The sequence below is a fragment of the Microbacterium caowuchunii genome (assembly GCF_008727755.1).
Taxonomy (GTDB): Bacteria; Actinomycetota; Actinomycetes; order Actinomycetales; family Microbacteriaceae; genus Microbacterium; species Microbacterium caowuchunii.
The window spans coordinates 2,953,730-2,975,714 of the sequence record NZ_CP044231.1; the positions used below are offsets into that span (position 1 = coordinate 2,953,730).

The 21,985-nt window shown below is 71.7% G+C and carries 23 protein-coding genes; 7 read left to right on the forward strand and 16 right to left on the reverse strand.

What is annotated here, in order from left to right:
• Positions 1–21: 21 nt before the first annotated feature.
• From F6J84_RS13920 to F6J84_RS13930, 3 genes are read right to left on the reverse strand one after another with little or no spacing between them, the layout of a single operon-like run.
• Complete coding sequence (locus F6J84_RS13920) at positions 22–984, reverse strand: fumarylacetoacetate hydrolase family protein (RefSeq protein WP_191905819.1); 963 nt, start codon at positions 982–984, stop codon at positions 22–24.
• Positions 984–1,277 (reverse strand): putative quinol monooxygenase, encoded by a 294-nt coding sequence (locus F6J84_RS13925; protein ID WP_150974381.1) that lies wholly within the window; start codon positions 1,275–1,277, stop codon positions 984–986. Before F6J84_RS13925 ends, F6J84_RS13920 begins: the two co-directional genes overlap by 1 nt.
• A gap of 60 nt (positions 1,278–1,337) precedes the next feature.
• The gene (locus F6J84_RS13930) at positions 1,338–2,105 is read right to left on the reverse strand and encodes a cyclase family protein (protein WP_150974382.1); all 768 of its coding nucleotides are present in this window, start codon (positions 2,103–2,105) and stop codon (positions 1,338–1,340) included.
• Between the two features lie 239 nt (positions 2,106–2,344).
• Here F6J84_RS13930 and F6J84_RS13935 point away from each other — a divergent pair, with 239 nt between their 5' ends.
• Positions 2,345–3,721, forward strand: coding sequence for an NADP-dependent succinic semialdehyde dehydrogenase (locus F6J84_RS13935; RefSeq protein ID WP_150974383.1), 1,377 nt, complete (start codon positions 2,345–2,347; stop codon positions 3,719–3,721).
• A 54-nt stretch (positions 3,722–3,775) separates the two neighbouring features.
• On the opposite strand, the gene F6J84_RS13940 is transcribed toward F6J84_RS13935, so the two are convergent.
• From F6J84_RS13940 to F6J84_RS13965, 6 genes are all read right to left on the reverse strand, one after another.
• On the reverse strand, positions 3,776–4,690 hold the full coding sequence (locus tag F6J84_RS13940) for an NADP-dependent oxidoreductase (protein ID WP_150974384.1): 915 nt from the start codon (positions 4,688–4,690) through the stop codon (positions 3,776–3,778).
• Between the two features lie 85 nt (positions 4,691–4,775).
• The gene (locus F6J84_RS13945; protein ID WP_150974385.1) at positions 4,776–5,294 is read right to left on the reverse strand and encodes an RpiB/LacA/LacB family sugar-phosphate isomerase; all 519 of its coding nucleotides are present in this window, start codon (positions 5,292–5,294) and stop codon (positions 4,776–4,778) included.
• Between the two features lie 4 nt (positions 5,295–5,298).
• On the reverse strand, positions 5,299–6,678 hold the full coding sequence (locus F6J84_RS13950) for an FAD-binding oxidoreductase (RefSeq protein WP_150974386.1): 1,380 nt from the start codon (positions 6,676–6,678) through the stop codon (positions 5,299–5,301).
• A gap of 72 nt (positions 6,679–6,750) precedes the next feature.
• Positions 6,751–7,980 (reverse strand): Bcr/CflA family efflux MFS transporter, encoded by a 1,230-nt coding sequence (locus F6J84_RS13955; RefSeq protein WP_150974387.1) that lies wholly within the window; start codon positions 7,978–7,980, stop codon positions 6,751–6,753.
• Positions 7,977–8,741 (reverse strand): SDR family NAD(P)-dependent oxidoreductase, encoded by a 765-nt coding sequence (locus F6J84_RS13960; protein ID WP_150974388.1) that lies wholly within the window; start codon positions 8,739–8,741, stop codon positions 7,977–7,979. The genes F6J84_RS13955 and F6J84_RS13960 overlap by 4 nt, the downstream gene beginning before the upstream one ends.
• A gap of 38 nt (positions 8,742–8,779) precedes the next feature.
• On the reverse strand, positions 8,780–9,715 hold the full coding sequence (locus tag F6J84_RS13965; protein ID WP_150974389.1) for a VOC family protein: 936 nt from the start codon (positions 9,713–9,715) through the stop codon (positions 8,780–8,782).
• 105 nt (positions 9,716–9,820) lie between these two features.
• On the opposite strand from F6J84_RS13965, the gene F6J84_RS13970 reads away from it, so the two are divergent.
• The 6 genes from F6J84_RS13970 (at position 9,821) to F6J84_RS13995 (ending at position 14,991) form a co-directional block, all read left to right on the forward strand.
• Positions 9,821–10,738: a LysR family transcriptional regulator gene (locus F6J84_RS13970; RefSeq protein WP_150974390.1), complete on the forward strand. Its 918-nt coding sequence runs from the start codon at positions 9,821–9,823 to the stop codon at positions 10,736–10,738.
• A 70-nt stretch (positions 10,739–10,808) separates the two neighbouring features.
• Positions 10,809–11,969: an FAD-dependent oxidoreductase gene (locus F6J84_RS13975; protein WP_338037204.1), complete on the forward strand. Its 1,161-nt coding sequence runs from the start codon at positions 10,809–10,811 to the stop codon at positions 11,967–11,969.
• Complete coding sequence (locus F6J84_RS13980) at positions 11,966–12,508, forward strand: cupin domain-containing protein (RefSeq protein WP_150974392.1); 543 nt, start codon at positions 11,966–11,968, stop codon at positions 12,506–12,508. Before F6J84_RS13975 ends, F6J84_RS13980 begins: the two co-directional genes overlap by 4 nt.
• 8 nt (positions 12,509–12,516) lie before the next feature.
• On the forward strand, positions 12,517–12,936 hold the full coding sequence (locus tag F6J84_RS13985) for a VOC family protein (RefSeq protein ID WP_191905690.1): 420 nt from the start codon (positions 12,517–12,519) through the stop codon (positions 12,934–12,936).
• Positions 12,933–13,772: an SDR family NAD(P)-dependent oxidoreductase gene (locus tag F6J84_RS13990; protein WP_150974394.1), complete on the forward strand. Its 840-nt coding sequence runs from the start codon at positions 12,933–12,935 to the stop codon at positions 13,770–13,772. The genes F6J84_RS13985 and F6J84_RS13990 overlap by 4 nt, the downstream gene beginning before the upstream one ends.
• 40 nt (positions 13,773–13,812) lie before the next feature.
• A complete protein-coding gene (locus F6J84_RS13995) occupies positions 13,813–14,991 on the forward strand; it encodes an alpha/beta hydrolase family protein (RefSeq protein ID WP_150974395.1) in 1,179 nt (392 codons plus the stop codon).
• Between the two features lie 221 nt (positions 14,992–15,212).
• Here F6J84_RS13995 and F6J84_RS14000 read toward each other — a convergent pair whose 3' ends face one another.
• The 7 genes from F6J84_RS14000 to pcaC all read right to left on the reverse strand — a co-directional run bounded on the left by F6J84_RS14000 (position 15,213) and on the right by pcaC (position 21,976).
• The gene (locus F6J84_RS14000; RefSeq protein WP_150974396.1) at positions 15,213–16,178 is read right to left on the reverse strand and encodes a fumarylacetoacetate hydrolase family protein; all 966 of its coding nucleotides are present in this window, start codon (positions 16,176–16,178) and stop codon (positions 15,213–15,215) included.
• 66 nt (positions 16,179–16,244) lie between these two features.
• Complete coding sequence (locus F6J84_RS14005; protein WP_150974397.1) at positions 16,245–17,159, reverse strand: MBL fold metallo-hydrolase; 915 nt, start codon at positions 17,157–17,159, stop codon at positions 16,245–16,247.
• Positions 17,160–17,482: 323 nt separating this feature from the next.
• Positions 17,483–18,274 carry an IclR family transcriptional regulator domain-containing protein gene (locus tag F6J84_RS14010; protein ID WP_150974398.1) on the reverse strand — a complete coding sequence of 264 codons (792 nt, stop codon included), beginning with the start codon at positions 18,272–18,274 and terminating at the stop codon, positions 17,483–17,485.
• Positions 18,275–18,546: 272 nt separating this feature from the next.
• Positions 18,547–19,716, reverse strand: coding sequence for a thiolase family protein (locus tag F6J84_RS14015; RefSeq protein WP_150974399.1), 1,170 nt, complete (start codon positions 19,714–19,716; stop codon positions 18,547–18,549).
• The gene (locus F6J84_RS14020; protein ID WP_150974400.1) at positions 19,713–20,441 is read right to left on the reverse strand and encodes a 3-oxoacid CoA-transferase subunit B; all 729 of its coding nucleotides are present in this window, start codon (positions 20,439–20,441) and stop codon (positions 19,713–19,715) included. The genes F6J84_RS14015 and F6J84_RS14020 overlap by 4 nt, the downstream gene beginning before the upstream one ends.
• Positions 20,438–21,196: a 3-oxoacid CoA-transferase subunit A gene (locus tag F6J84_RS14025; RefSeq protein WP_150974401.1), complete on the reverse strand. Its 759-nt coding sequence runs from the start codon at positions 21,194–21,196 to the stop codon at positions 20,438–20,440. Before F6J84_RS14025 ends, F6J84_RS14020 begins: the two co-directional genes overlap by 4 nt.
• A gap of 381 nt (positions 21,197–21,577) precedes the next feature.
• Positions 21,578–21,976: a 4-carboxymuconolactone decarboxylase gene (gene pcaC / locus F6J84_RS14030; RefSeq protein WP_150974402.1), complete on the reverse strand. Its 399-nt coding sequence runs from the start codon at positions 21,974–21,976 to the stop codon at positions 21,578–21,580.
• Positions 21,977–21,985 lie beyond the last annotated feature (9 nt).

A 21,985-nucleotide genomic window follows, 5' to 3' on the forward strand; every position in this document is an offset into this window, starting at 1 on the left:
GACGCACGGGACGCGGGCGGCTCAGAGGCGGTCGGGGCCGTAGGTGCGTCGCGCGCGCGGGACCGTGTGGCCGGGGCTCACCGTCTCGACGATGCGGTTCTCGATGCTGCCGAGCCCTTCCACCGTCATGGTGACGACGTCGCCGACCTGCAGCGGCGGCGGGTCGAGCTCTCCGGTACGGCTCCAGCGCTCGGACAGTGCACCGGTCGAGGCCGTGCCGCTGGCGAGCACGTCGCCGGCGCCGACCCACGCGTCCCGCGACGCGTGGACGAGCATCTCCTCGAACGACCACGACATGTTGCGGAGGTTGTCGGTGCCGATGACCTCCCCGTTGACGGACACGGACATCTCCAGGGCGAACCTGTCCCCCTCGCGGAACGGCTCCAGCTCCTCGGGGGTCGTGATCCAGGGGCCGAGCGTGTTGGCGAAGTCCTTGCCCTTGGCGGGGCCGAGACCGATGCGCATCTCCGCGCCCTGGATGTCACGGGCGCTCCAGTCGTTGAAGATGCAGTACCCCGCGATGTGCCCCGCCGCCTCCTCGATGGGCACGTCCCGGACCGTGTTCTTCACGATGGCTGCCACCTCCAGCTCGAAGTCGAGCTTCCGGGTGAACGGCGGCATCGGGATGCCGGCGCCCGTCGGCACCACGGACCACGGGTTCATGAACAGGAACGCGGGTGCCTCGTACCACTGCTCGGGGACGGTGCCGTCGCCCGGCTCGCCCTTCTTCATCCCCGCGATGTGGCCCTCGAAGGCGAGGAAGTCGCGCATCGCACGCGGCTGCACGGGGACCGCGAAGGTGGCGTCCGGGATCGGCCTGCGCTGCTGCTTGCCCGCCCGCACCACGACGTCGCGGCGGACGTCGGCGGGCGCCTGCAGGAGCGCGAGGATGTCGGGGTCCCCGGGGAGGTCCTGCACGCAGCCGTGGTGGACGATGCCGGTGTGGGTGATTCCGTTCTCGATATAGCGCGCGAAGCGGGGCATCACGCGTCCAGCGTCGTATAGAAGTCGCGCTGCCGGACCTCCAGTGCCGGGATTGCCTGTCCGAGCGCCCACTGCTCGAAGTGCGGATAGGTGCCGTGCGCCTTGAAGGCCTCCTCGTCGGTGTAGACCTCGAAGATGCGGAAGACGTTCGGCTCCTCCGGGCTCTGGTAGGCCTGGTAGTAGATGTTGCCGGGCTCGTCCCGGGACGCCGGGGAGAGCTTCTCGAGCGCGTCGCGCACGGTGTCCTCCTGTCCGGGCTTGGCGGTCCAGGTCGCGCTGCATACGAAGGCCATGGGTGGTCCTTTCACGGGTGCGGATGGTGGGTGGGCCGGCCGGCGGGCGCCGGCCGGTGGTCATTCGTCGAAGATCGCGACCGCGCGGGTCCACCCCGCGGACGCGCCGCGGACCTTGGCCGGGAAGCACGCGACGGTGAACCCGAACGGGGGCAGGTCCTCGAGGTGCTGCAGTTTCTCGATCTGGCAGTAGCCGACCTCGGCACCCGCCTTGTGCCCCTCCCAGACGATCGACGGATCGCCGGTCTCCTCGAACTGCCGCCGGTTGATGCTGACCGGGAGGTCCCAGCCCCACGCGTCGGTACCGACCACGCGCACCCCCTGCCCGGTGAGGTGCAGGGTGGCGTCCCGGCCGAAGCCGATGCCGGTGTCGATGTAGTCGTCGCGCCCGTAGGCCGCGGCCGCGACCGTGTTGGCCAGGACGATGTCGAAGGGCTGCAGCTCGTACCCGATGCGCTCGAGTTCGGCGTCGATGTCGGCCGGGGTGACCAGGTGACCGCTGGGCAGGTGACGCAGATCGAGCTTGACCCCCGGGCGGAAGAACCAGTCGATCGGCACCTCGTCGATGGTCCATGCCCGCTCGCCGTTGTTCATCGTCGGGTGGTAGTGCCAGGGCGCGTCGACGTGCGTGCCGGCGTGCGTGGTGATCGTCACGGTCTCCGCTGCGAGCCCCTGCTCGTCGAGCAGCTGGTCGGGGCGGATGCCGTACATGGCGTGCATGTCCGTCCGGCCGCCGATGTGGTCCTTGTACTCGATCTTGGGCCGGAGGAACGGCGGATCGACGGGGATCACATCGTCGAGGGGCATCGACAGATCGACGAAACGCATGAGAACTCCTTTGTCGGCGCCCCCATCCTCGCCGGGCGCACACCGGGGCGACACCGCCCCCGGCCCATGGCTGGCATCGGCCGGGGAGGGTGTCGGATCCGGCTCAGGCGGGGATACGCCCCCGCACCAACCCGTGCCCCGGTCCGGCCATGGGTTGCATCGCCGAGGACGATGGCCTCGGCAGCACCGGGAGCCGTACGCTCGCCACGACTCACCCATCGACGCAGGAGTGTGCCCGCATGCCCATCGCCACCGTCAATCCGTTCACCGGCCGGACCGAGCAGGAGTTCGAGGCGCACGACGACACCGAGGTCGAACGGCGCATCGCCGCCGCCGACGCCGCGTACCACTCCCTCAAGGGGACGACGTTCGCGGAGCGCGCGGGGTGGATGCGGGCGGCCGCGGACCTGCTGGAGGAGGACGTCGAGGAGCTCGCCCGCCTCATCACGGTGGAGATGGGCCGCCCGATCGCCGGCGCTCGCGCCGAGATCCTGAAGAGCGCCAAGGGCCTGCGTTTCTACGCCGAGCACGCCGAGGGGTTCCTCGCACCCGAGCAGCTGGCCGACCCGGCGAGGGTGGGCGCCTCCGCCGCCGGCACCCGGTACGCCCCCCTCGGCGTCGTGCTCGCGGTCATGCCGTGGAACTACCCGTTCTGGCAGGTGCTGCGCTTCGCCGGCCCCGCACTGATGGCCGGCAACACCGGCCTGCTCAAGCACGCCTCCAACGTGCCGCAGGCCGCTCTGTACCTCGACACGCTCTTCGAGCGCGCCGGTTTCCCGACGGGAGCCTTCCATTCGCTGCTCATCCCGGCGTCCCGGGTGGAGAACGTGCTGCGGGATCCGCGCGTGAAGGCCGCGACCCTGACCGGTTCCGAGCCCGCCGGGCGCTCCCTCGCCGCGATCGCCGGATCCGAGGTCAAGCACGTCGTGCTGGAACTCGGCGGGTCGGACCCCTTCATCGTGATGCCGAGCGCGGACATCGAGCGCGCGGCCGCCGTCGCCGTCACCGCCCGCAACCAGAACAACGGGCAGTCCTGCATCGCGGCGAAGCGCTTCATCGTGCACACCGACGTGTACGAGGAGTTCGTCCGCCGGTTCACCGAGGGCGTGGCCGCCCTCACCGTCGGCGACCCCCTCGATGCCGCCACGGACATCGGCCCCCTCGCGACCGAGTCCGGCCGGAACGAACTGGCCGAGCAGGTCGCGGACGCCCTGGCCCAGGGCGCGACGGCCCTGACCGGAGGGTACGTCCCGGAGCGTCCGGGATGGTTCTACGCGCCGACCGTGCTCACGGACGTGACACCCGCCATGCGGCTGTATCTGGAGGAGGCGTTCGGTCCGGTGGCGACGGTGCACCGGGTCGCGGACCAGCAGGAGGCGCTGCGCGTCGCGAACGGGACGACGTTCGGTCTCAGCTCATCGGTCTGGACCCGCGACCCGGACCAGCAGGACTGGTTCGTGGGCGCCCTCGACGCCGGCGCGGTCTTCGTCAACGGCATGACCGCCTCTCACCCCGAGCTTCCCTTCGGGGGTGTGAAGGACTCGGGCGTCGGACGCGAGCTCGCCGCTGCCGGCATCCGGGAGTTCTGCAACCTGCAGACCGTGTGGAGGGCCTAGCGAAGCGCGGCGCGCGGGCGTGGCGGTGCGGCGCGCACCCCACGCCTGCGCGGCTCAGGGGATGACCACGATCTTCCCGGGGGCGTGCGCCCCCTCCAGCGCGGCGAAGGCGGCGACCACGTCGTCGAGCGGGTACGTCGCGGCGACCGGCGCCACGATGCGTCCGGCCACGATGTCCTCAGCGATCCAGGCCAGGTTCTCCGCCGTGCGCGCGGATCGCTCCGCCTCGTGCACGCCGAGCTGCTCCCCGGCGCCGTAGGCGGCGATGGCGACCATGCGTCCGACCGGGACGCCGAGTTCGACGCCCGCGTCGAGCGCGTCCCGGCCGTGGCAGTCGTAGACGGCGGTGAACGGCGCGAACTCCTCCAGCCGCTCCGCCAGACCGTCCCCGTAGGCGACCGGTTCGATCCCCACCGATCGCAGCAGGTCGTGGTTGCGGGGCGAGGCGGTGCCCACCACCCGGGCGCCGGCGGCGCGCGCCAGCTGGGCGGCGAGGAAGCCCACCGCACCGGCGGCTCCGCCGACCAGCACGGTGTCGCTCTCGTCGACGGGGACCGTCACACGGCACGACAGCGCGGTGAGCGCGGCGACGTCGAGCCCTCCGGCGACCTCCGCGGGCAGCCCCTCGGGCCGCCGGGTGAGCTCGGATGCCGACGCCAGCACCCGCTCGCCGACCGCGCCCGCCGCCCGGCCCAGCACCTCGTCCCCGACCGTCACGGGCGATCCGTCCCAGTACACGGCACCGTCGCCGACGGCCTCCACCGTGCCCGCGAGGTCGCCGCCGATCCGGCGGGGGAAGGCCGCCTTCGTCGGGATGAATCCGCTGCGCACCTTGGCGTCGAAGGGATTGAGACCCGCCGCCCGGACCCGGACGGCGACCTTCCCGGGGCCGGGGGCGGCGTCCTCCACCTCGCCGACGTAGAGGACGCCCGGGTCCCCGGTCCGGTCGTACAGGGCTGCGCGGCTCATGGATACCTCCTCGAGGCGCGCCCGAGGTGCGCCGGCTCATCGGTCTCGTGGCGAGCGTACTGAGCGGGGCCGCGCGCGACCAGCCTCAGCCGTGCTGGACGGCGATCTGCTCGGTCTCCAGCTGGACCGCCCATCCTTCGACGGTGCCCGCGTTCTCGAACTCCTCGATCTGCAGGATCCGCCGGCCGTGGTCCACGACGTGCGGCATGCTCGCGGTCACGAACGCGCTGACGCTCAGCCACGCGGACTCCTCGAAGGCGATGCCGTCGAAGACCAGCACGTTCGCGTCGATGATCTCGCGGGTCGCGACGGCGGCACGGGGGCTCGCCGCCGTCACCGCGCGGGCGCCGTTGACCTTGTTGGCCGCGACGACGCCGGCGAAGCCCTCGTCGACGACGAGGACCCCGAAGGAGTCGACCCCGGCATCCTGCTCCTCCACCACTGCGCGGGCGACACGGATGGCGAAGACAGGGTAGTCGTCGCCCGGGTCGAGGTCGTCGGCGCCGTGCCAGACGACGTCGAAGCCGGCGGCGACGGCGCGTGCCTCGAGCGCACGGCCGAGGACGTATCCGCCGTGGTCGGCGGCGAAGTGGATGCGGGTCATGGTGTCACAGCTCCCAGTGGTTGCGGTTGAGGGTCTCGGGGTCGGCAGCGAGGTACCGCGCGAAGCGGCCCCCGGGGTCACGGTGGGCGATCACGGCCTGCAGGCGCTGGTAGGCCTCGTCGGTCATGAAGCGCAGCTGCCGGGTGGTGAAGTCGCTGTCACCCAGGTACTGTCCGGCCGTCACCGGCTGCACCTCGGCGAGGGCGGCAGCCATCCAGGCACGGTGGGCGTCCTCCTCGGCGGGATCCTCGTAGCAGCAGTAGGTCGCCACGTAGGCACCGGTGTGCAGGGAGAACGCCATGTCCGGCAGCGGACGCGTGGGGGTGTTCGACATCCAGATGGAGAACGCCTTCTTCGCCGGCCGCTCCGTGAAGAGCGGGCGGATGCGTTCCACCACGTCGCTGGGCTCGCCCTCGAGCCAGACGTTGTCGGTGAGGTAGTGGTGGTCCTCGGGGTTCGCGCGCAGCTGCTCCTCCCGCAGCTCCGCGAGCGTGGCGGGGGCGGCGTCCTTCACGCCGATCGCCCGCGGCAGAGCCGGGTTCTCCCGGAAGACGTCGAGGGACGCCTGCGCGTGTTCGAGCGAGTCGCCGAAGGCGAGTCCGGTCACGACGAACCCGGGCTCGCCGTGCTCGTCCGGGAGGTGCTTGCCCACCACCACGATCTCGACATTGCCCGGGATGCGGTGCGTGGCCTCGTACATCCACGTCATGACCTCGGTGAACTCCGCCGGGCGGAAGGCCTGCACCGTGTGCGCGATGCCGCCCGGCAGGGCACGGGTACGCAGGTGGAACCGGGTCACGATGCCGGGGAAGGCGGGACCGGCGCCGCGCGCCGCCCAGAAGAGGTCGGCGTTGTGCGACTCGTCGGCGCGGACGAGTTCGCCGTCGGCGGTCACGACGTCGATGGCGACGAGATTCTCCGCGGCCCAGCCCCAACCGCGTTGGTTCCAGCCCTGACCGCCCTGCAGCAGGAACCCGCCGATGCCGACGGTCGGGCAGTGCCCGCCGTTGAAGAACCGGCCGCGCTCCTCGAGGAACGGGCTGAGCTCCTCCCCGCCCTTCGTGGACGGGGTGGCACGAACGATGCCGGTGGCCGCGTCGTAGTCGATCCCGCGGAAGTCGCCCAGATCGATGAGGAGCCCGCCGTCCCGGACGCTCCACGCCGCCCAGGCATGGCCGCCCGAGCGTACCGCGACCGTCCAGCCCTTCTCCGCGGCCAGGCGGACCCCGGCGAGGACGTCGTCCTCGGTGCGCGCGAGCAGGACCGCGTCGGGACGACGGACGGGTCGGCGCGCGTTGAAGACGCGGCCGAGCACGACCTCGTCGAAGTCGTCGTCGGCGGGCGTCGCGAGCCTGCCGGTGAACGCGGGTGCGGTCTGGGTCATCGTCGAACCTCCGTACCGTCAGCCTACGAATCGGCGCGGGCGCGGGCCACGCGCCCAGCGGGATACCAGGGATCAGGCGGAGAGAGGTGCGCGCGGGCGGAACGCCGCCCACCCGCACCACGCCAGGAGCGTGCCCACCGCGAGGATGACGGCGAGCGGCGTGAGATCGCCCGGGCCCCCCAGCACCGCCAGGGGGGAGACGAGACCGGCGATCGCGAACTGCACCGCCCCGACCAGGGCCAGCGCCGTCCCGGCCGTCCTCCGTAACTCGTGCACGGCCAGCGCCAGGCTCGGACCGATATAGAACCCGCAGGATGCGGCGATGAGGAAGAAGCCGGGCAGGACGAGCCACGCCGTCACCATCCCCGCAGCGACCGCGGCCACCACCAGGACCACGCCGACGGTGAGGGCCGACAAGCCCAGCACCACGATCCGCTGAGGCTCCAGCCGCCGGGCGAGTCGCGCGGCGATCAGGCCCGCCACCACGACGCCGGCACCGTTGACGGCGAAGGCGCCCGCGTACCCCACGGGGCTGAACCCCAGCATCTCCTGGATCACGTACGGAGACGCCGCGATGTAGGCGAAGGTGGCCGCGAAGGCGAACCACACCACCAGCGCCCCGCACCAGAATGTGCGCGTCCGCGCCGCGGCGGCCACGGCGGCCGGCACCGCCCGGATCCCGCCTCGGACGCGGCGGGATCGGGGAAGGGACTCCGGCACCAGCACGGCGATGAACACGAACGACAGGGCGGCGAGGACGGCCATGCCCGTGAAGACGCCCCGCCATCCCCACAGCAGCATCAGCGCCACACCCACGACCGGTGCGATCACGGGACCGAGGGCCATGGCGGAACCGAGCAGCGCGAATCCTCGGGTGAGCGCCGACCCGGTCTCGAGATCGGCCACCACCGCCCGCGCAACCGTCGCGCCGGCGGCGGCGCCGAAGCCCAGGACCAGGCACGCCAGCGTCAGGACCGGCAGCGAAGGGGCCACCGCAGCGAGCAGCGAGAAGACCGCGAGGGCGGCGCTCCCGCCGAGCAGCGGCATCCGCCGTCCGATCGCATCGGACAGGGGTCCGGAGACCAACTGCCCGACCGCCATCCCGATGGTCACGCCGCTCAGGGTCAGCTGGGCGGCGCCGGCGGAGACGGCGAACTCGCCGGCGATGCTCGGCAGCGCAGGCAGGAACGCGTCCGTCGCGAACGGTCCCAGCATGGCCAGCCCGCCGAGACCCACCAGCATCGGCGTGGTGAGCCCGGTTCGGGCGGGAGCGACGGAACGTCGCGGTGCGGCGCCCCTCATCCGAGCACGGACCCGCCACCGTCGACCACCAGGTTCACTCCCGTGATCCAGGCGGCCTCGTCCGAGGCGAGGAACACGGCCGCACTGACCACGTCGGCCGGCTGTCCCACCCGCCGGAGCGGGATGCGGTCCCAGGTGGCCCGCAACGCGGGCGGCGGATCCTCGACCAGGAAGGTCGTGGCCGGCGTCTGGATGAACCCCGGCGAGATGCACACCGCACGGATGCCGTGCGGGCCGCCTTCCACGGCGAGCTGCTGGGTGAGGTTGATCACGCCGGCCTTGGCGGCGCCATGGGCGTTCTGCGGCATGAACTCCACACCGCGGGTGCCGGCGATCGAACCGATGTTCACGATGACCCCGCCGCGAGCCTTGAGGTGCTTCCAGGCGGCGCGCACGGCGTAGAACACGATGTTCAGCTCCATGCCGATCGCGAAGTCCCAGTCCTCCACGCTGATCTCGTCGATCGCGCCGAACCGCTGGATGGAGGCGTTGTTGTAGAGGATGTCGATGCCGCCGTGAGCGGCGGCCGCCTCGTCGATCCACGCCGCCACCGCCGTCGCGTCACCGGCATCGACGGGCGCGGAGCCGGTGACGGCGCCGCCGACCGCGCACGCCAGATCGATCGTCTCGGTCAGCGCCCGCTCGTCCAGGTCGCATCCCACGACGTGCGCGCCCTCGGCCGCGAACCGCAGCGCCGCCTCACGGCCCATCCCCCCGCCGATACCCGTGATCAGCGCGGTCTTCCCCTCGAGCCGCCGCATCGTCCTCCCCCAGCCTCGTCTGCTGCCGTGCGGCGCGGTCAGACCGGCGGAGCGACGAACAGGCCCTTGTCGATGTCGTTGAACGACTCGCGCGCGACGAGCTCACTCATCACGGCCGCGGTGCCCCACTGGTCCTGTGTGGACAGGTGGGAGATGTCGTGGCGGCCGGGCGTCCAGTTCTTCTCGTCGAGCACCTGCAGCTCGGTCGTGTACTCGATCGTGTTGCCGGCGGGCGAGAGGAAATAGGCGAACGTGTTGTCGCCCGCGTTGTGCCGGCCCGGTCCCCAGATCATGCGCGCCCCGGAGCGCAGGATCTTGCCCGCGCCCCGCATCCATTCCTCGATCCCGCGCATCTCGAACGAGAGGTGGTGCAGCGAGTGGTGCGGCCCGGTCGCGATGGCGATCGAGTGGTGGTTCGGGTTGCACCGCATGAAGTGCATCATGTCCGTGCCGTCGGGACGCACCAGCGAGTCCGAGATCGTGAAGTCGAGGTGGTCGACGTACCACTGGGCGGTCCGGTTCAGGTCGGACGAGTTGAACACGAAGTGCGACAGCTGCGCCGGGATCGGCTCACGCTCGCGGATCTTGCGGGCCTCGCGCTGCTGATAACCGGTCGAGAACTCCAGGACCCGGCCGTCGCCGTCGAACACCCGGAAGCCGTAACCGCCGCTGAACCCGGTCAGCTCCTGGGGCTCGTGCACGAACTGCACGTCCTCGGCGCGCAGTTTGTCCGCGAGCGCGTGGATGTCGGCACGGTCGCGCACGCCGAAACCGGCCAGATCGATGCGCTTCTCGTCACGGCGCAGCCGCAGGATGAACGGCTCGGAGGACCCCTCGGCCGCGAGGTAGGTCAGACCGTCCTCGGAGTGCGCCTCGGTCAGGCCCCAGTGCCGGATGAAGAAGTCGCGCTCCTCCTCGTAGTCGGGAACCGCCAGCGCTGCGTAGCGCAGATGGGAAACGAGCCGCTCAGTCATCTTCGACCTTCCTTCGGGGATGCAGGTGGGTGCGCAGGGCGCGACTCCATGAATGTATGACGCCGCGCCCACGGCGGCCATGCGTGGTCCGGATACCATGCATCTGTGGCTAACGGTGATCCGGATCTGAACCTGCTCATCGCGCTGCGCGCCCTCTTGGAGGAGGCGAACGTCACCCGGGCGGGTGAACGCATCGGCCTCGGCCAGTCGACCATGTCCTCGGCCCTGGCCCGGTTGCGCACGGTGTTCCAGGACGAGTTGCTCGTCCGGGTGGGCCGGGACTACGAGCTCACCCCGCTGGCCCGCGAGATCCTGCCCCAGGTCCAGCTCACGCTGCCCCTGCTCGCGCAGGCGCTGGGGCAGGACGAGCTCTTCGACCCGGCCACCAGCCGGCGCCGCTTCAGCATCCAGATCTCCGACTACGCGGCGATCGAGCTGCGCCCGCTGTTCGACCTGGCCTCCGCCGCCGCACCGGGCGTCCGGTTCGATTTCCTGAAACTGCCCCCCGAGCCGACGGATGCCGAGCGGCACCTGCTCGCCCATGACTTCGTCGTGCTGACCCCGGGTATCGGCATCCACGCGGAGGGGTTCGAGGTGCTCCGCGACGAGTACGTCGTGGTCGCGGACCGCGACAACCCCCGTGTGGCCGACGGCACGATCTCGGAGGCGGACTTCCTCGCGAGCCCCTTCATCCGCTGCGACTTCGGCCGAGCGCACGTCATGCCGATCGAGCGCCGGCTGCATGAACTGGACCTGCACCCCCGCGTGCGGGTGACCACGTCCACCCTCGTCTCCGTCCCGTTGATCGTCGGCGGGACCGACCTCATCGGACTGGTCCCCCGTCGCCTCGTGGAGCGGAACGCGGCGGTGACCGGGACGGTCGCCATCCCCACGCCGTTCGACCCGGTCGAGCTGATCCTGCGCATGTGGTGGCACCCCGCCCACACGCACGATCCCGCCCACGCGTGGTTCCGCGAACTCGCCGCCCGGACGCTCGCCCCGGGCGCGACCGTGCCTTCCTGATCATCCGATAGCAGGCATCGGACCGGCCGATGGGCGGCACGGACCCGGCGCCCCTAGCGTCTTCCCCAGGGTGCGGTGTCGCACCCGGAAGTGGGAGACGAAGATGTCGGTTCGGAATGTGCTCATCGTCGGCGGTGGATTCACCGGCCTCACCGCCGCGATCGCGCTGGCACAGCGCGACGTGAAAGTGACCCTGGTGGAGCGCGCCAAGGCGTGGGCCCGCGTCGGTCACGGCCTGACCATCCAGGGCAACGCCCTGCGGGTGTTCCGCGAGCTCGGCGTCCTGGACGAGATCCTCGAGAAGGGCCAGCCGGAGAACTCCCTCACCCTCTACTTCGCGGACGGCCGGGTGATGGCGGAGATGCCGACCCCGCGCACCGGCGGCGAGGACCTGCCCGCGACCATCGGCGCCCTGCGCCCCGATCTGCACGAGATCCTCGTGCAGAAGGCCGAGTCGCTCGGCGTGGAGATCCGCCTCGGCCGCGAACTGGTCTCGTTCGACCAGCAGGCGGACTCCGCCACCTCCGTGCTCTCCGACGGCACGACCGAGACGTGGGACCTCATCATCGTCGCCGAGGGGATCAAGTCCAAGACGCGTCCCGCGCTCGGCATCACCGAGGACCGCGCACCCTCGGGGCTGGGCATCTGGCGAGCGGTCACCTCGCGTCTTCCCGAGATGACCGGCGGGATCGCCTACCCGTTCGAGGACGACGGCGGCGCCTACAAGGTGGGCTACACCCCGGTGAGCGCCGACCAGTGCTACATCTTCGTGCTCTGCCGACCGGAGCGCACGGACAACGGCCTGCCGGACTGGCAGGAGGTCAAGCGCCTCATGGCGAACTTCCACGGCCCGTTCGACTACCTGCGCGAGTCGATCACCGAGGACACCTTCCTGAACTTCCAGGAGATCGAGTGGATCTTCGCGACGGACACCTGGCACCAGGGGCGTGTCGTCGCACTCGGCGAGGTCGTGCACGCGGTTCCGCCGCTGATCGCCCAGGGCGCCGCGCAGTGCGTGGAGGACTCCCTGCTGTTCGCGGAGTACGTCACCCAGGAGGGCGACCTCGAGGAACTGCTGAACGCGTTCGAGGCGCGCCGCATCCCGCGGGTGAAGGGCGTCGTCGACGCCTCCCTGCAGCTCGCGCACTGGGAGCTGAACCCGGGCACCCCCGGTGCCGACCCCGGACGCGTCATGGGTCAGGCGCTGATGGCGCTGGTCCCGGCTCCGTGAGCCGGTTCCGCACCCCGCGTCGCATCGTCACCGGGCACGACGCGGCGGGGGTCTCGGTCGTCGTCAGCGACGCCCCCGTCCCCGTCACGCGGGAGCTCCCCCAGGACGGGGTGGCCTTCCACGAGGTGTGGGAGACGGCCGGTGCACCGGCGGCGATCGGCGCGGCCTTCACCGACCCGACGATCGGGGAGATCACCGTCCCGCCGCCCGTCCGGGGCACCCGCATCCGGATCAACGAGTTCCTGCCGGGGCACCTCGACGCCCGCGGCCTCCAGTCGCCCGTGCACCGCACCGAATCGATCGACTACGGCATCGTGCTGGAGGGGGAGATCACCCTCGTGCTCGACGACAGCGAGGTCACCGCGCGCGCCGGCGACATCGTCGTCCAGCGGGGCACCGACCACGCGTGGGCCAACCGCGGCGAGGACGTCGCCCGGGTGGCGTTCATCCTCGTGGACGGATGCTTCGGCGCGGACGTGCTCGAGGTGCTCCCCGAGGACGTCCGCGACGGGCTGATGCTGCACGGACCCCAGGGCTGAGCCGGACCATGCACGTCGACCACATCGGTGTCTCCGTCGGGGACCTGGACGCGCAGCGGGACTGGTACCAGCGCGCCTTCGGCTTCCCGACGGCGCGGCCGTTCGAGATCGCGCCGGTCGGCCTGCGGGGCGTCTTCCTCCTGGGTCCCGACGACATCGCCATCGAGCTGCTGGAGCGGCGCGGTTCGGCCTCCGTCCGCGGTGCCGCCGCGACGCCGCCGGACGCGCTGCTGGACCGCGGCTGGGCGCACGTGTGCCTGCGGGTGGACGACCTCGACGCCGCGTTCGCCCAGGTGGTCGCCGCCGGCGCCACCATCCTCACCCCGCCCGGGGATTCGCCCGAACCCGGGGTGCGCTTCGCTTTCGTCACCGACCCGGAAGGCAATCTCATCGAACTCCTGGACCGTCCCGGACCGGTGCGCGCATGATCGCGGCATCCTCCCCGCAGGGCGCGGGCGGCGTCGCGCTTCCGGGGCTCTCCGGCAACCTCTTCGTCGTCACCGGTGCCGCCGGGGGCCAGGGCGCGCAGGAGGCGCTCCTGCTCGCCGCGAACGGTGCCGACGTCATCGCCGCCGATGTACGGGAGGACGCCCCCGACCTGCGGGCCGCGGCGGACGGCCTGCCGGGGTCGGTGACCTACCGGCGCCTGGACGTGACGTCCGAGGAGGCGTGGCAGGACCTCGCCGACTCCCTGGCCGGGCGTGCGGTGAAGGGACTCGTCAACAATGCCGGCGTGACCCAGCGCACCCGCATCGGCGACGTCGTCCGCGAGGACTGGGACCGCGTCCTCTCGATCAACGTCACCGGCCCCATGCTGGGCATCCAGGCCCTCCTCCCGCTCATGGGCCCGGGTTCCTCGATCGTGAACATCGGCTCCGCCGCAGGGCTCACCGGGCATTACACCGCCGCGTACACGACCAGCAAGTGGGCGCTGCGCGGCCTCACCCACTCGTGCGTGACGGAGCTCGGGCCCCGCGGCATCCGAGTGAACATCGTCCACCCGGGGTACATCCGCACCGAGATGACCGCCGACGCGCCCGCACCCTTCCTGGACGCCAACGTGACGATCGCGCCGCTGCACCGCGGCGGCGAGCCCGAAGAGGTCGCCAACGTCGTGGTGTTCCTGCTCTCGGATGCGGCCGCCTACGTCACCGGCGCCGAGATCGGCGTGGACGGCGGGCAATTCCGCTCCGGCGTCGCCACCTTCCTCTCCGAGGCGGTGCGCTCCGCGCAGCATCCCACCGCGTCCGCACTCCCCCACTGACCTTCCCCCGACCAGCAGTACCCCCGAAGGAGCTCTCCCTATGTTCATGTACTACCCGACCAACTACGTGTGGAGCATGGCGGTCGTCGCCTCGCTCAACAACGGTGGCTTCATCGACGAGGTCGACAAGGCCGCCCGCCCCGTGCTCGAGGCGTCCCAGCAGGGCGACGACGTGGGTACCGAGCTGCTGTACGCCTCCTGGAAGGCCGTCGCCGACCGCCTCCTCGCCGCCGCCCAGACCGACGAGGCACGCGGCTGGAAGCTCTCCGCATCCGACAAGTACTACCGCGCGGCGCTGTACACCTCGCAGTCCGAGCGACTGCAGTCCCCGAAGTGGGAGGGCCGCAAGGCCGCGTACCAGCAGTCGATCGACCTGCTGCTCAAGCACGTGGAACTCGGCGGCGTGCCGCTGACCACGGTGGACGTGCCCTACAAGGGCGACGACGCGCCGGCCGGGTCCGCCCTGCCGGGCTACTTCTACCGGGCGCCCGGGGACGGGCCGCGTCCGCTCATCGTGATGTGGAACGGCCTCGATTCCACCAAGGAGATGATGTACACCTCCCGGTTCCCGCAGCAGATGGCCCGCCGGGGCATCTCGGTGCTGATGATGGACCCGCCCGGATCCGGTGAGGCGCTGCGCATGCGGGACCTGCACGCCCGGTACGACACCGAGGTGTGGGCCGCATCCGTCATGGACTGGGTCGAGGAGAACGCCGCGGAGCTCGGCGTCGACCCGAAGAAGGTCGGCCTGGTCGGCTGGTCGCTCGGGGGCTACTACGTCCCGCGCGCCGCCGCGTTCGAGAAGCGCATCGCCCTCGCCGTCGCGTGGGGCGCGAACTACGACTGGGCCGCCGTCCAGGAGGCGCGTCGCCGCCGCGAGGGCGAGAACCCCGTGCCGCACTACTGGGACCACGTCTACTGGGTGTTCGGCGCGAGCGACGAGGCGGACTTCCTCGAGAAGACGAAGAACATGCGCCTGGAGGGCGTGGTCGACAAGATCACCGTGCCCTTCCTGGTGACCCACGGCGAGGGTGACCGGCAGATCCCGGTGAAGTACGCGTACGACGAGTACGAGGCCGCGGTGAACTCCCCCAAGCGCGAGCTGCGCATCTTCACCCAGGCGGAGGGCGGCGCCGAGCACATCGGCATCGACAACCTGGAGTACGTCGGCGAGTTCACCGCCGACTGGATCGCGGAGACGTTCGCCGAGCTCGGCTGACCCCACGAAAGACGGATGCCGCGGCCCTGAGGTCGCGGCATCCGTCTTTCTGCTCGCCCTTCTGGGGCACCGCCCGCGCCCGCCGTCCCCCGCGCGCGCACGCGCCGCCCGTCCCCCGCGCGCGCACAACGGCGGAGATCCCCCCTGACACGCCGGGGCCCTGGTGGGAGCCGCGGGGTGTCGGGCAGGATCTCCGCCGTTGTGCGGAGGGGCGGTCCGACTCAGCGGTGCCGCAACCGCGGGCGCGTCCGGGCCCGGGGGATGGCCGGCGCCGGCACGCGCTCACCCACGACGTTCACGATCTCCCCGACGCCCTCGATCAGCATGCGCACCTCGTCACCCGGCTCCAGCGGCGGGAGGGCGCTGCCGCGGCCCCACAGCTCGCCGAGGCATCCGCCGTTGCCGACGGTGCCCGAACCCAGCACGTCACCGGGCACGACGACGGAGTTGCGTGCCGCGTAGGCCACGAGCTCGGGGAAGGGCCAGCCCATGTTCGACACGAGGTCCTCGCCGACGAGCGCCCCGTTGACGTACACCTCGGCCCGCACGGCCAGGAAGCCCTCGCCGTCGAGGTACGGATCCAGCTCGTCGGCGGTGACGATCCAGGGCCCCAGCGTCATCCCGAAGTCTTTGCCCTTCGCCGGCCCCAGCCGCACCTTCATCTCCCGCGCCTGCAGGTCCCGAGCCGACCAGTCGTTCATCACGGTGTAACCGAAGATGTGGGATGCCGCCGCATCCACGTCCAGGTTCTCCCCGGTCGAGCCGTCGACACCGCCGATGACGGCGGCCAGCTCCAGCTCGAAATCGAGACGTCGCGTCTCGGGCACCGCGACGACGTCGCCGGTCGCGCGCACCGTGTGCGGGTTCGTGAAGTAGAAGGTCGGCGCCTCGTGCCATTCGGCCGGCACGTCGCTCTTGCCCTCGACGCCGGCGCTGACCCCCTCGACGTGCTCCTCGAAGGCCACGAAGTCACGGATCGTGGTCGGGACGAGGGGCGCCAGCAGACGCACCTCCGCCAGCGGGACCCCGGTCTCCTGCCTCGCGCGCTCGAAGAGGCTGCGGGCCGCGGCCACTCCGCCCCGCAGGACCTCCGCGACCGTCAGCGCGTCCGGGAAGGGGATCACGGCACCCTCGGAGACGAAGCCCTCGCCCGTCGCTCCCTCGTGGTCCCACCGTGCGATCTTCATCCGTGCTCCTTCGTCCTGGTCGTCGTCGTGGTCGTGGTCGTCGGCAGCATGCCCGGCGCCGTCGCGCTACGCATGGCAGGAGAGCGGGCGCGATCCGTTGTACTCGTACATGTCCTGCCACGCCGCCGCGAAATCGGGGTGGCCGCCGTCCAGCTCGGCGAGGACCCGGTGCAGGTTGCCGACGATGCGCTCGGTCTCCGCGAGCTCCGCGAACCTGCCGAGATCCAGACCCCGCGCCGCCTCCGCCGCGGTGAGCCCCCGCGCGTGGGCATCGGCGGCCGCACCCATCAGGAACCGCAGATAGTCCGCGACCGGCTCGAAGAGCTCGGGTCCGCCGACGGGCCCGTGCCCGGGGACCACCGTGGCCGGCTCGAGCGCGGCCATCTGATCGAGCGCCCGCAGCCATCCCGCGGGCGAGCCGGACAGCACGAAGGGCGTGCCCCCGTGGAAGACGAGGTCCCCCGTGAACAGCACCCGCTCCTGCGGGAGCCAGACGAACGCGTCGCCCGGCGTGTGGGCGGGCCCGCCCGGGTGGCGCACCTCGATCCGCTGATCGCCCGGCGCGATCGTCAGGGACTCGTCGAAGACGATCGTGGGCAGACGGGGCTGCACGTCACCCTGTACGTAGGGATCGAAGATGTGCGCGGCCATCGCGTGCGGGCGACGGAGGTCCGCCGCGACCGTCCGGTGCGCGATGATCTCGGCATCCGGGAGCAGGGATGCGCCGTTGCAGTGGTCGGGGTGGGAGTGCGTGAGCACCACGCGGCGCACCGGGGAATCGGTCACGCCGGAGACGGCGCGCAGGTAGTCACGGGTGCGCTGCTCCGTGGAGGTGACATCGATGCTCGTCGCCCCGTCGGGGCCGTCGATCAGCCCCATGTTGTTGATCATCCAGCCGCCGTCGGGCTGGATGTACGCCCATACCCGGTCGGCGATCTGCTCCATCCGGGGCGCGGCATCCCGAGAATTGTCCTGAGCCATGAGCGTGGAGCCTCCTGCGACGGTGAAAGACCCGGCCGTCGTCGGCCGGGGGACGCTCCATCGTGTCAACGCCGCCGGGGCTCGGCAATCCGGAATCGGCCATGACTCGTATCCGTCCCGCGGATGGGTCTCCCCTCCCGCGCGCCCGTCGTCCCCGCGCCCCCGTCGTCCCCCATCCCGCGAGACTGCATCCGCAGCACGAGACGGACCGTGCCACGCGCGGTCTCGTGGCCAGCGTGCAGTCTCGCGGAGAGGACGGGTCGCGGGCGGCGGGCGGTCGGCGGACGGCGGACGGCGGACGGGCGGCGTCGCGGCGGTGCCCGTCAGCGCAGGCGCAGGTCGGTGTCGATGGCGGATGCGGTGGCCAGCAGGCGCGGCAGGTGGTTCTCGACCACGTCCGCCACGCTGCCGCGGGTGGCGCTCGTGGAGACGTTGATCGCCGCCACGACCGTGCCGTCGCGGCCGTGCACGGGGGCCGCGATGGATCGCAGCCCCGGCTCGAGCTCCCCGTCCACGAGCGCCCAGCCGCGCGCGCGCACTGCATCCAGCTCGGCGCGCAGGTCGCCCGGCTCCGTGAGCGTGCGGTCGGTGAGGTGCAGACGTGCGGAAGCGTCGAGCGCGCGATCGCGTTCGGCATCCGGGAGCCCCGCGAGCAGCACGCGCCCCATGCTGGTCGCATACGCGGGGAAGCGGGTGCCGATCGTGATGCTGACGCTCATGATGCGCCGCGTCGCCACGCGTGCGACGTAGACGATGTCGGTACCGTCCAGGACGGCCGCCGATACGCTCTCCTCGACCGCGCGGGACAGCGTCTCCAGGTGCGGTTGCACGATCTCCGGCAAGGACAGTGCGGAGAGGTAGCTGAAGCCGAGTTCGAGCACGCGCGGCGTCAGCGCGAACAGGCGCCCGTCGCTGCGGACGTAGCCGAGCGCCTCGAGCGTGTGCAGGAATCGGCGCGCCGCGGCCCGGGTGAGGCCCGTGCGCCGGGCCACATCACTGAGCGAGAGGTCCGGGTTCTCCGCGTCGAAGGCGCGGATGACCGCGAGCCCGCGGGCGAGCGACTGGACGAACTCCCCGGATGCCGCGGCATCCGCCGCCGGTGATCCCTGAGTCATGACCCCATCCTCTCCCGCCCCGTCATTCCACCCGCATCCGCCCTGCCCGCCCCTGCCCGGGTGCCCGCCGGCCCGCCGGCCCGGCCCTCCCCGCACAACGGCGGAGATCCTCCCCGGCGCGCCGGGCGTCCGGGCTCGGTCCCGGGGTGTCGCGCCCGATCTCCGCCGTTGTGCATCGGATAGCCGGGCCGCGGGCGCACGGGTAGCCGGGCCACGGACGCACGAGTAGCCGGGCCGCGGCGCCGGGGATGCGGCACGAGCCGCGGCGCGGGTCAGCGCTCCAGCACCACGGCCAGACCCTGACCCACCCCGATGCAGATCGCCGCGACCGCGACACCTCCGCCACGGCGGGCGAGTTCGTGCGCCGCGTGACCGATGATGCGGCCTCCGGAGGCACCGAGCGGGTGACCGATCGCGAGGGCTCCGCCGTGGATGTTCAGCTTCGCGGGATCCAGGTCGGGCCATCCCGCCAGGCAGGCGAGGGACTGCGAGGCGAACGCCTCGTTGAGCTCGACGAAGTCCACATCCGCCCACGTCTTGCCGGCCCGCGCGAGCGCCTTGTTGGCCGCCTCGATGGGGGCGATCGGGAACTGGTCCGGGTCGACCCCGTGCGCGCCGCGGCCGGCGATCCGCGCCAGCGGCTCACCCTCCAGCACACCCTCCCCGGCCAGGAGCACGGCGGATGCCCCGTCGTTGATCGACGAGGAGTTGCCCGCGGTCACGGTCCCGTCCTCGGCGAAGAGCGCCTTGAGACGGGCGAGCTTCTCGACGGAGGTGTCGTCGCGGATGCCTTCGTCGCGGGCGAGCTCGGCACCGGGCACCTGCACGATCTCACCGTCGTACACGCCCGCCGCCCAGGCCTCGGCGGCCAGGCGGTGCGAACGCACGGCGAACTCGTCCTGCGCCTCGCGGGAGATCCCCCACTCGCCGGCGATCTTCTCGGCGGATGCGCCGTTCGAGATCGTCCAGTGCGTCGGCAGCGCCTTGTTGATCATCCGCCAGCCGATGGACGTGTTCCACATCGTCTGGTTGCCCACCGAGGGCCACGGGCGGGGCGACTTCTCGACGACGAACGGCGCACGGCTCATCGACTCGACGCCGCCGGCGAGCACGATCTCGGCATCCCCGGACTCGATGGCACGCGAGCCCTGGACGACGGCCTCGACCGAGGACGCGCACAGCCGGTTCACCGTGACCCCCGTGACGGACGTCGGGAACCCGGCGAGCAGCGCCCCGAAGCGTGCGACGTTGCGGTTGTCCTCCCCCGCCTGGTTGGCGTCACCGAAGATGACGTCGGCGATGCGGGCGGGGTCGAGTCCGGTGCGTTCGACCGTCGCCTTCATCACGAGGGCGGCGAGGTCGTCGGGACGGGTGCCGGACAGGGCGCCGCCGGCACGGCCGAACGGGGTGCGGACGGCGTCGTAGATGTAGGTGGAGGTCATCGGTCGTTCCCTTCATCGGATGTCGCGGACGGGCCCACGCGCCCGGGGGCTGCGGATACCGCACCGGCGTCGGGCACGGGGACCGTCGCATCGATCAGGTCGAGTCCGGTCAGTTCCCGGAGCTCGGCCACGGTGTTGTCACCGAACAGCTCGCGGACGGCGAAGCCATCCGGTGTCACGTCGAAGACGGCGTGGTCGGTGTAGACGCGCGAGACGCAGCCGACACCGGTCAAGGGGTAGGTGCACTCGGCGACGAGCTTCGATCCGCCCGTCTTGGTGAGGAGGTCCGTCATGACGTAGACGTCCTTCGCGCCGATCGCGAGATCCATCGCGCCACCCACGGCCGGGATCGCCCCCGGTTCGCCGGTGGACCAGTTGGCGAGGTCGCCGTTCTGCGCGACCTGGAACGCGCCCAGCACGCAGACGTCGAGGTGTCCCCCGCGCATCATCGCGAACGAGTCCGCGTGATGGAAGTACGCGGCGCCCGGGAGAGCCGTCACGGGCTGCTTGCCGGCGTTGATCAGATCGGGGTCGATCCGCCCCGGCTCGGGGGCCCGCCCCATCCCGAGCAGACCGTTCTCGGTGTGCAGGATGATCTCCTCATCCTCCGGCAGGAAGTTCGCGACGAGCGTCGGGGCGCCGATGCCGAGGTTGACGTACGAGCCCTCGGGGATGTCGGCGGCGATGCGCGCGGCCAGGTCGTTGCGGGAGATCCGGGTGGTCATCGTGCGTCCTCCTTCGCTTCGGATGCGGCCGCCAGCGGGCGACCCTCGATGTCGACGCCGCCGACGAACTCCCCGTCGCGCAGCCATGCCCGCTCACCCACGGCGACGACGCGGTCGACGAAGATGCCGGGGGTGACGACGGTCTCGGGAGCGAGCTCGCCGAGGGGCACGATGCCGTCCACCTGCACGATGGTGGTCGTCGCGGCGGTGGCCATGATCGGCCCGAAGTTCCGGGCGGTCTCGCGGTAGACCACATTGCCCCAGCGATCGGCGCGAAGCCCGCTCACGAGCGCGAAGTCGGCCTTGATGGGGTACTCGAGCACGTAGGTACGCCCGTCGATCTCCCGGGTCTCCTTGCCGTCCGCGAGCTGCGTGCCCACACCGGTGGGCGAGAAGAACGCACCGACGCCCGCACCGGCGGCGCGGATGCGCTCGGCGAGGTTGCCCTGCGGGACGAGTTCCAGCTCGATCTCCCCTGCGCGGTAGAGACCGTCGAAGACCCAGGAGTCGGACTGGCGGGGGAAGGAGCAGATGATCTTGCGGACGCGCTTCTTCGCGAGGAGTGCCGCGAGACCGAGGTCGCCGTTGCCGGCGTTGTTGTTGACGATGGTCAGCTCGCTCGCACCCTGCGCGATGAGAGCGTCGATGAGTTCCACGGGCTGGCCGGCGCGGCCGAACCCGCCGATCATGACGGTGGCACCGTCGGTGATCCCTGCGACCGCGGCGTCGACGTCCGGGACGGTCTTGTCGATCACGCATCCTCCTCGAGAGTGTTCGCTGTGCGAACGTGCGTCCGCATCATGAACACAGGATACGCCCGGCGGATGCCGAATGCCACCCCTCCACGCGCCGGGTCCGGCGGCCCCATCTGGATTCGGGCGCGCACAACGGCGGGGATCCCGCCCGGCGCGCCGGGTTCCGGGAGCCGCCGACGGGGTGTCGCGGGTGATCTCCGCCGTTGTGCGCGGGAGGTGTGCGGCGGAGCGGGCGCCCGTGCGGGGGACGCGCCGGAGCGGGCCGTGCGATCAGCCGCAGGCGGGTCACGGCGGGGCGGGTCACGGCGGGGCGTGCGATCAGCCGCAGGCGGGTCACGGCGGGGCGGGTCACGGCGGGGCGTGCGATCAGCCGCGGGCGGGTCACGCCTCCGAGTAGACGTCCTTCGCGATCCGGAAGGCCGTGTTGGCCGCGGGCACACCGCAGTAGATCGCCGACTGCAGGATCACCTCGACGACCTCCTCCTGCGTCAGGCCGTTGCGCAGCGCCGCACGCAGGTGCATCGCCAGTTCCTCGTGGTGACCGAGCGCGATGAGCGCCGTCAGCACGGCCACCGAGCGCTCACGCCGGCCCAAGCCGGGACGCGACCAGATGTCCCCCCAGGCATAACGGGTGATCAAATCCTGGAAGTCCGCCGTCAGCGGCACGGTCCCGGCGACGGCGCGGTCCACGTGCTCGTCGCCGAGCACCGCCCGGCGCACCTGCATCCCCTGGTCGTAGCGCTGCTCGTCGCTCAGTCCGGCGCCGTCGGGTCGGGTCATGGGATCGGT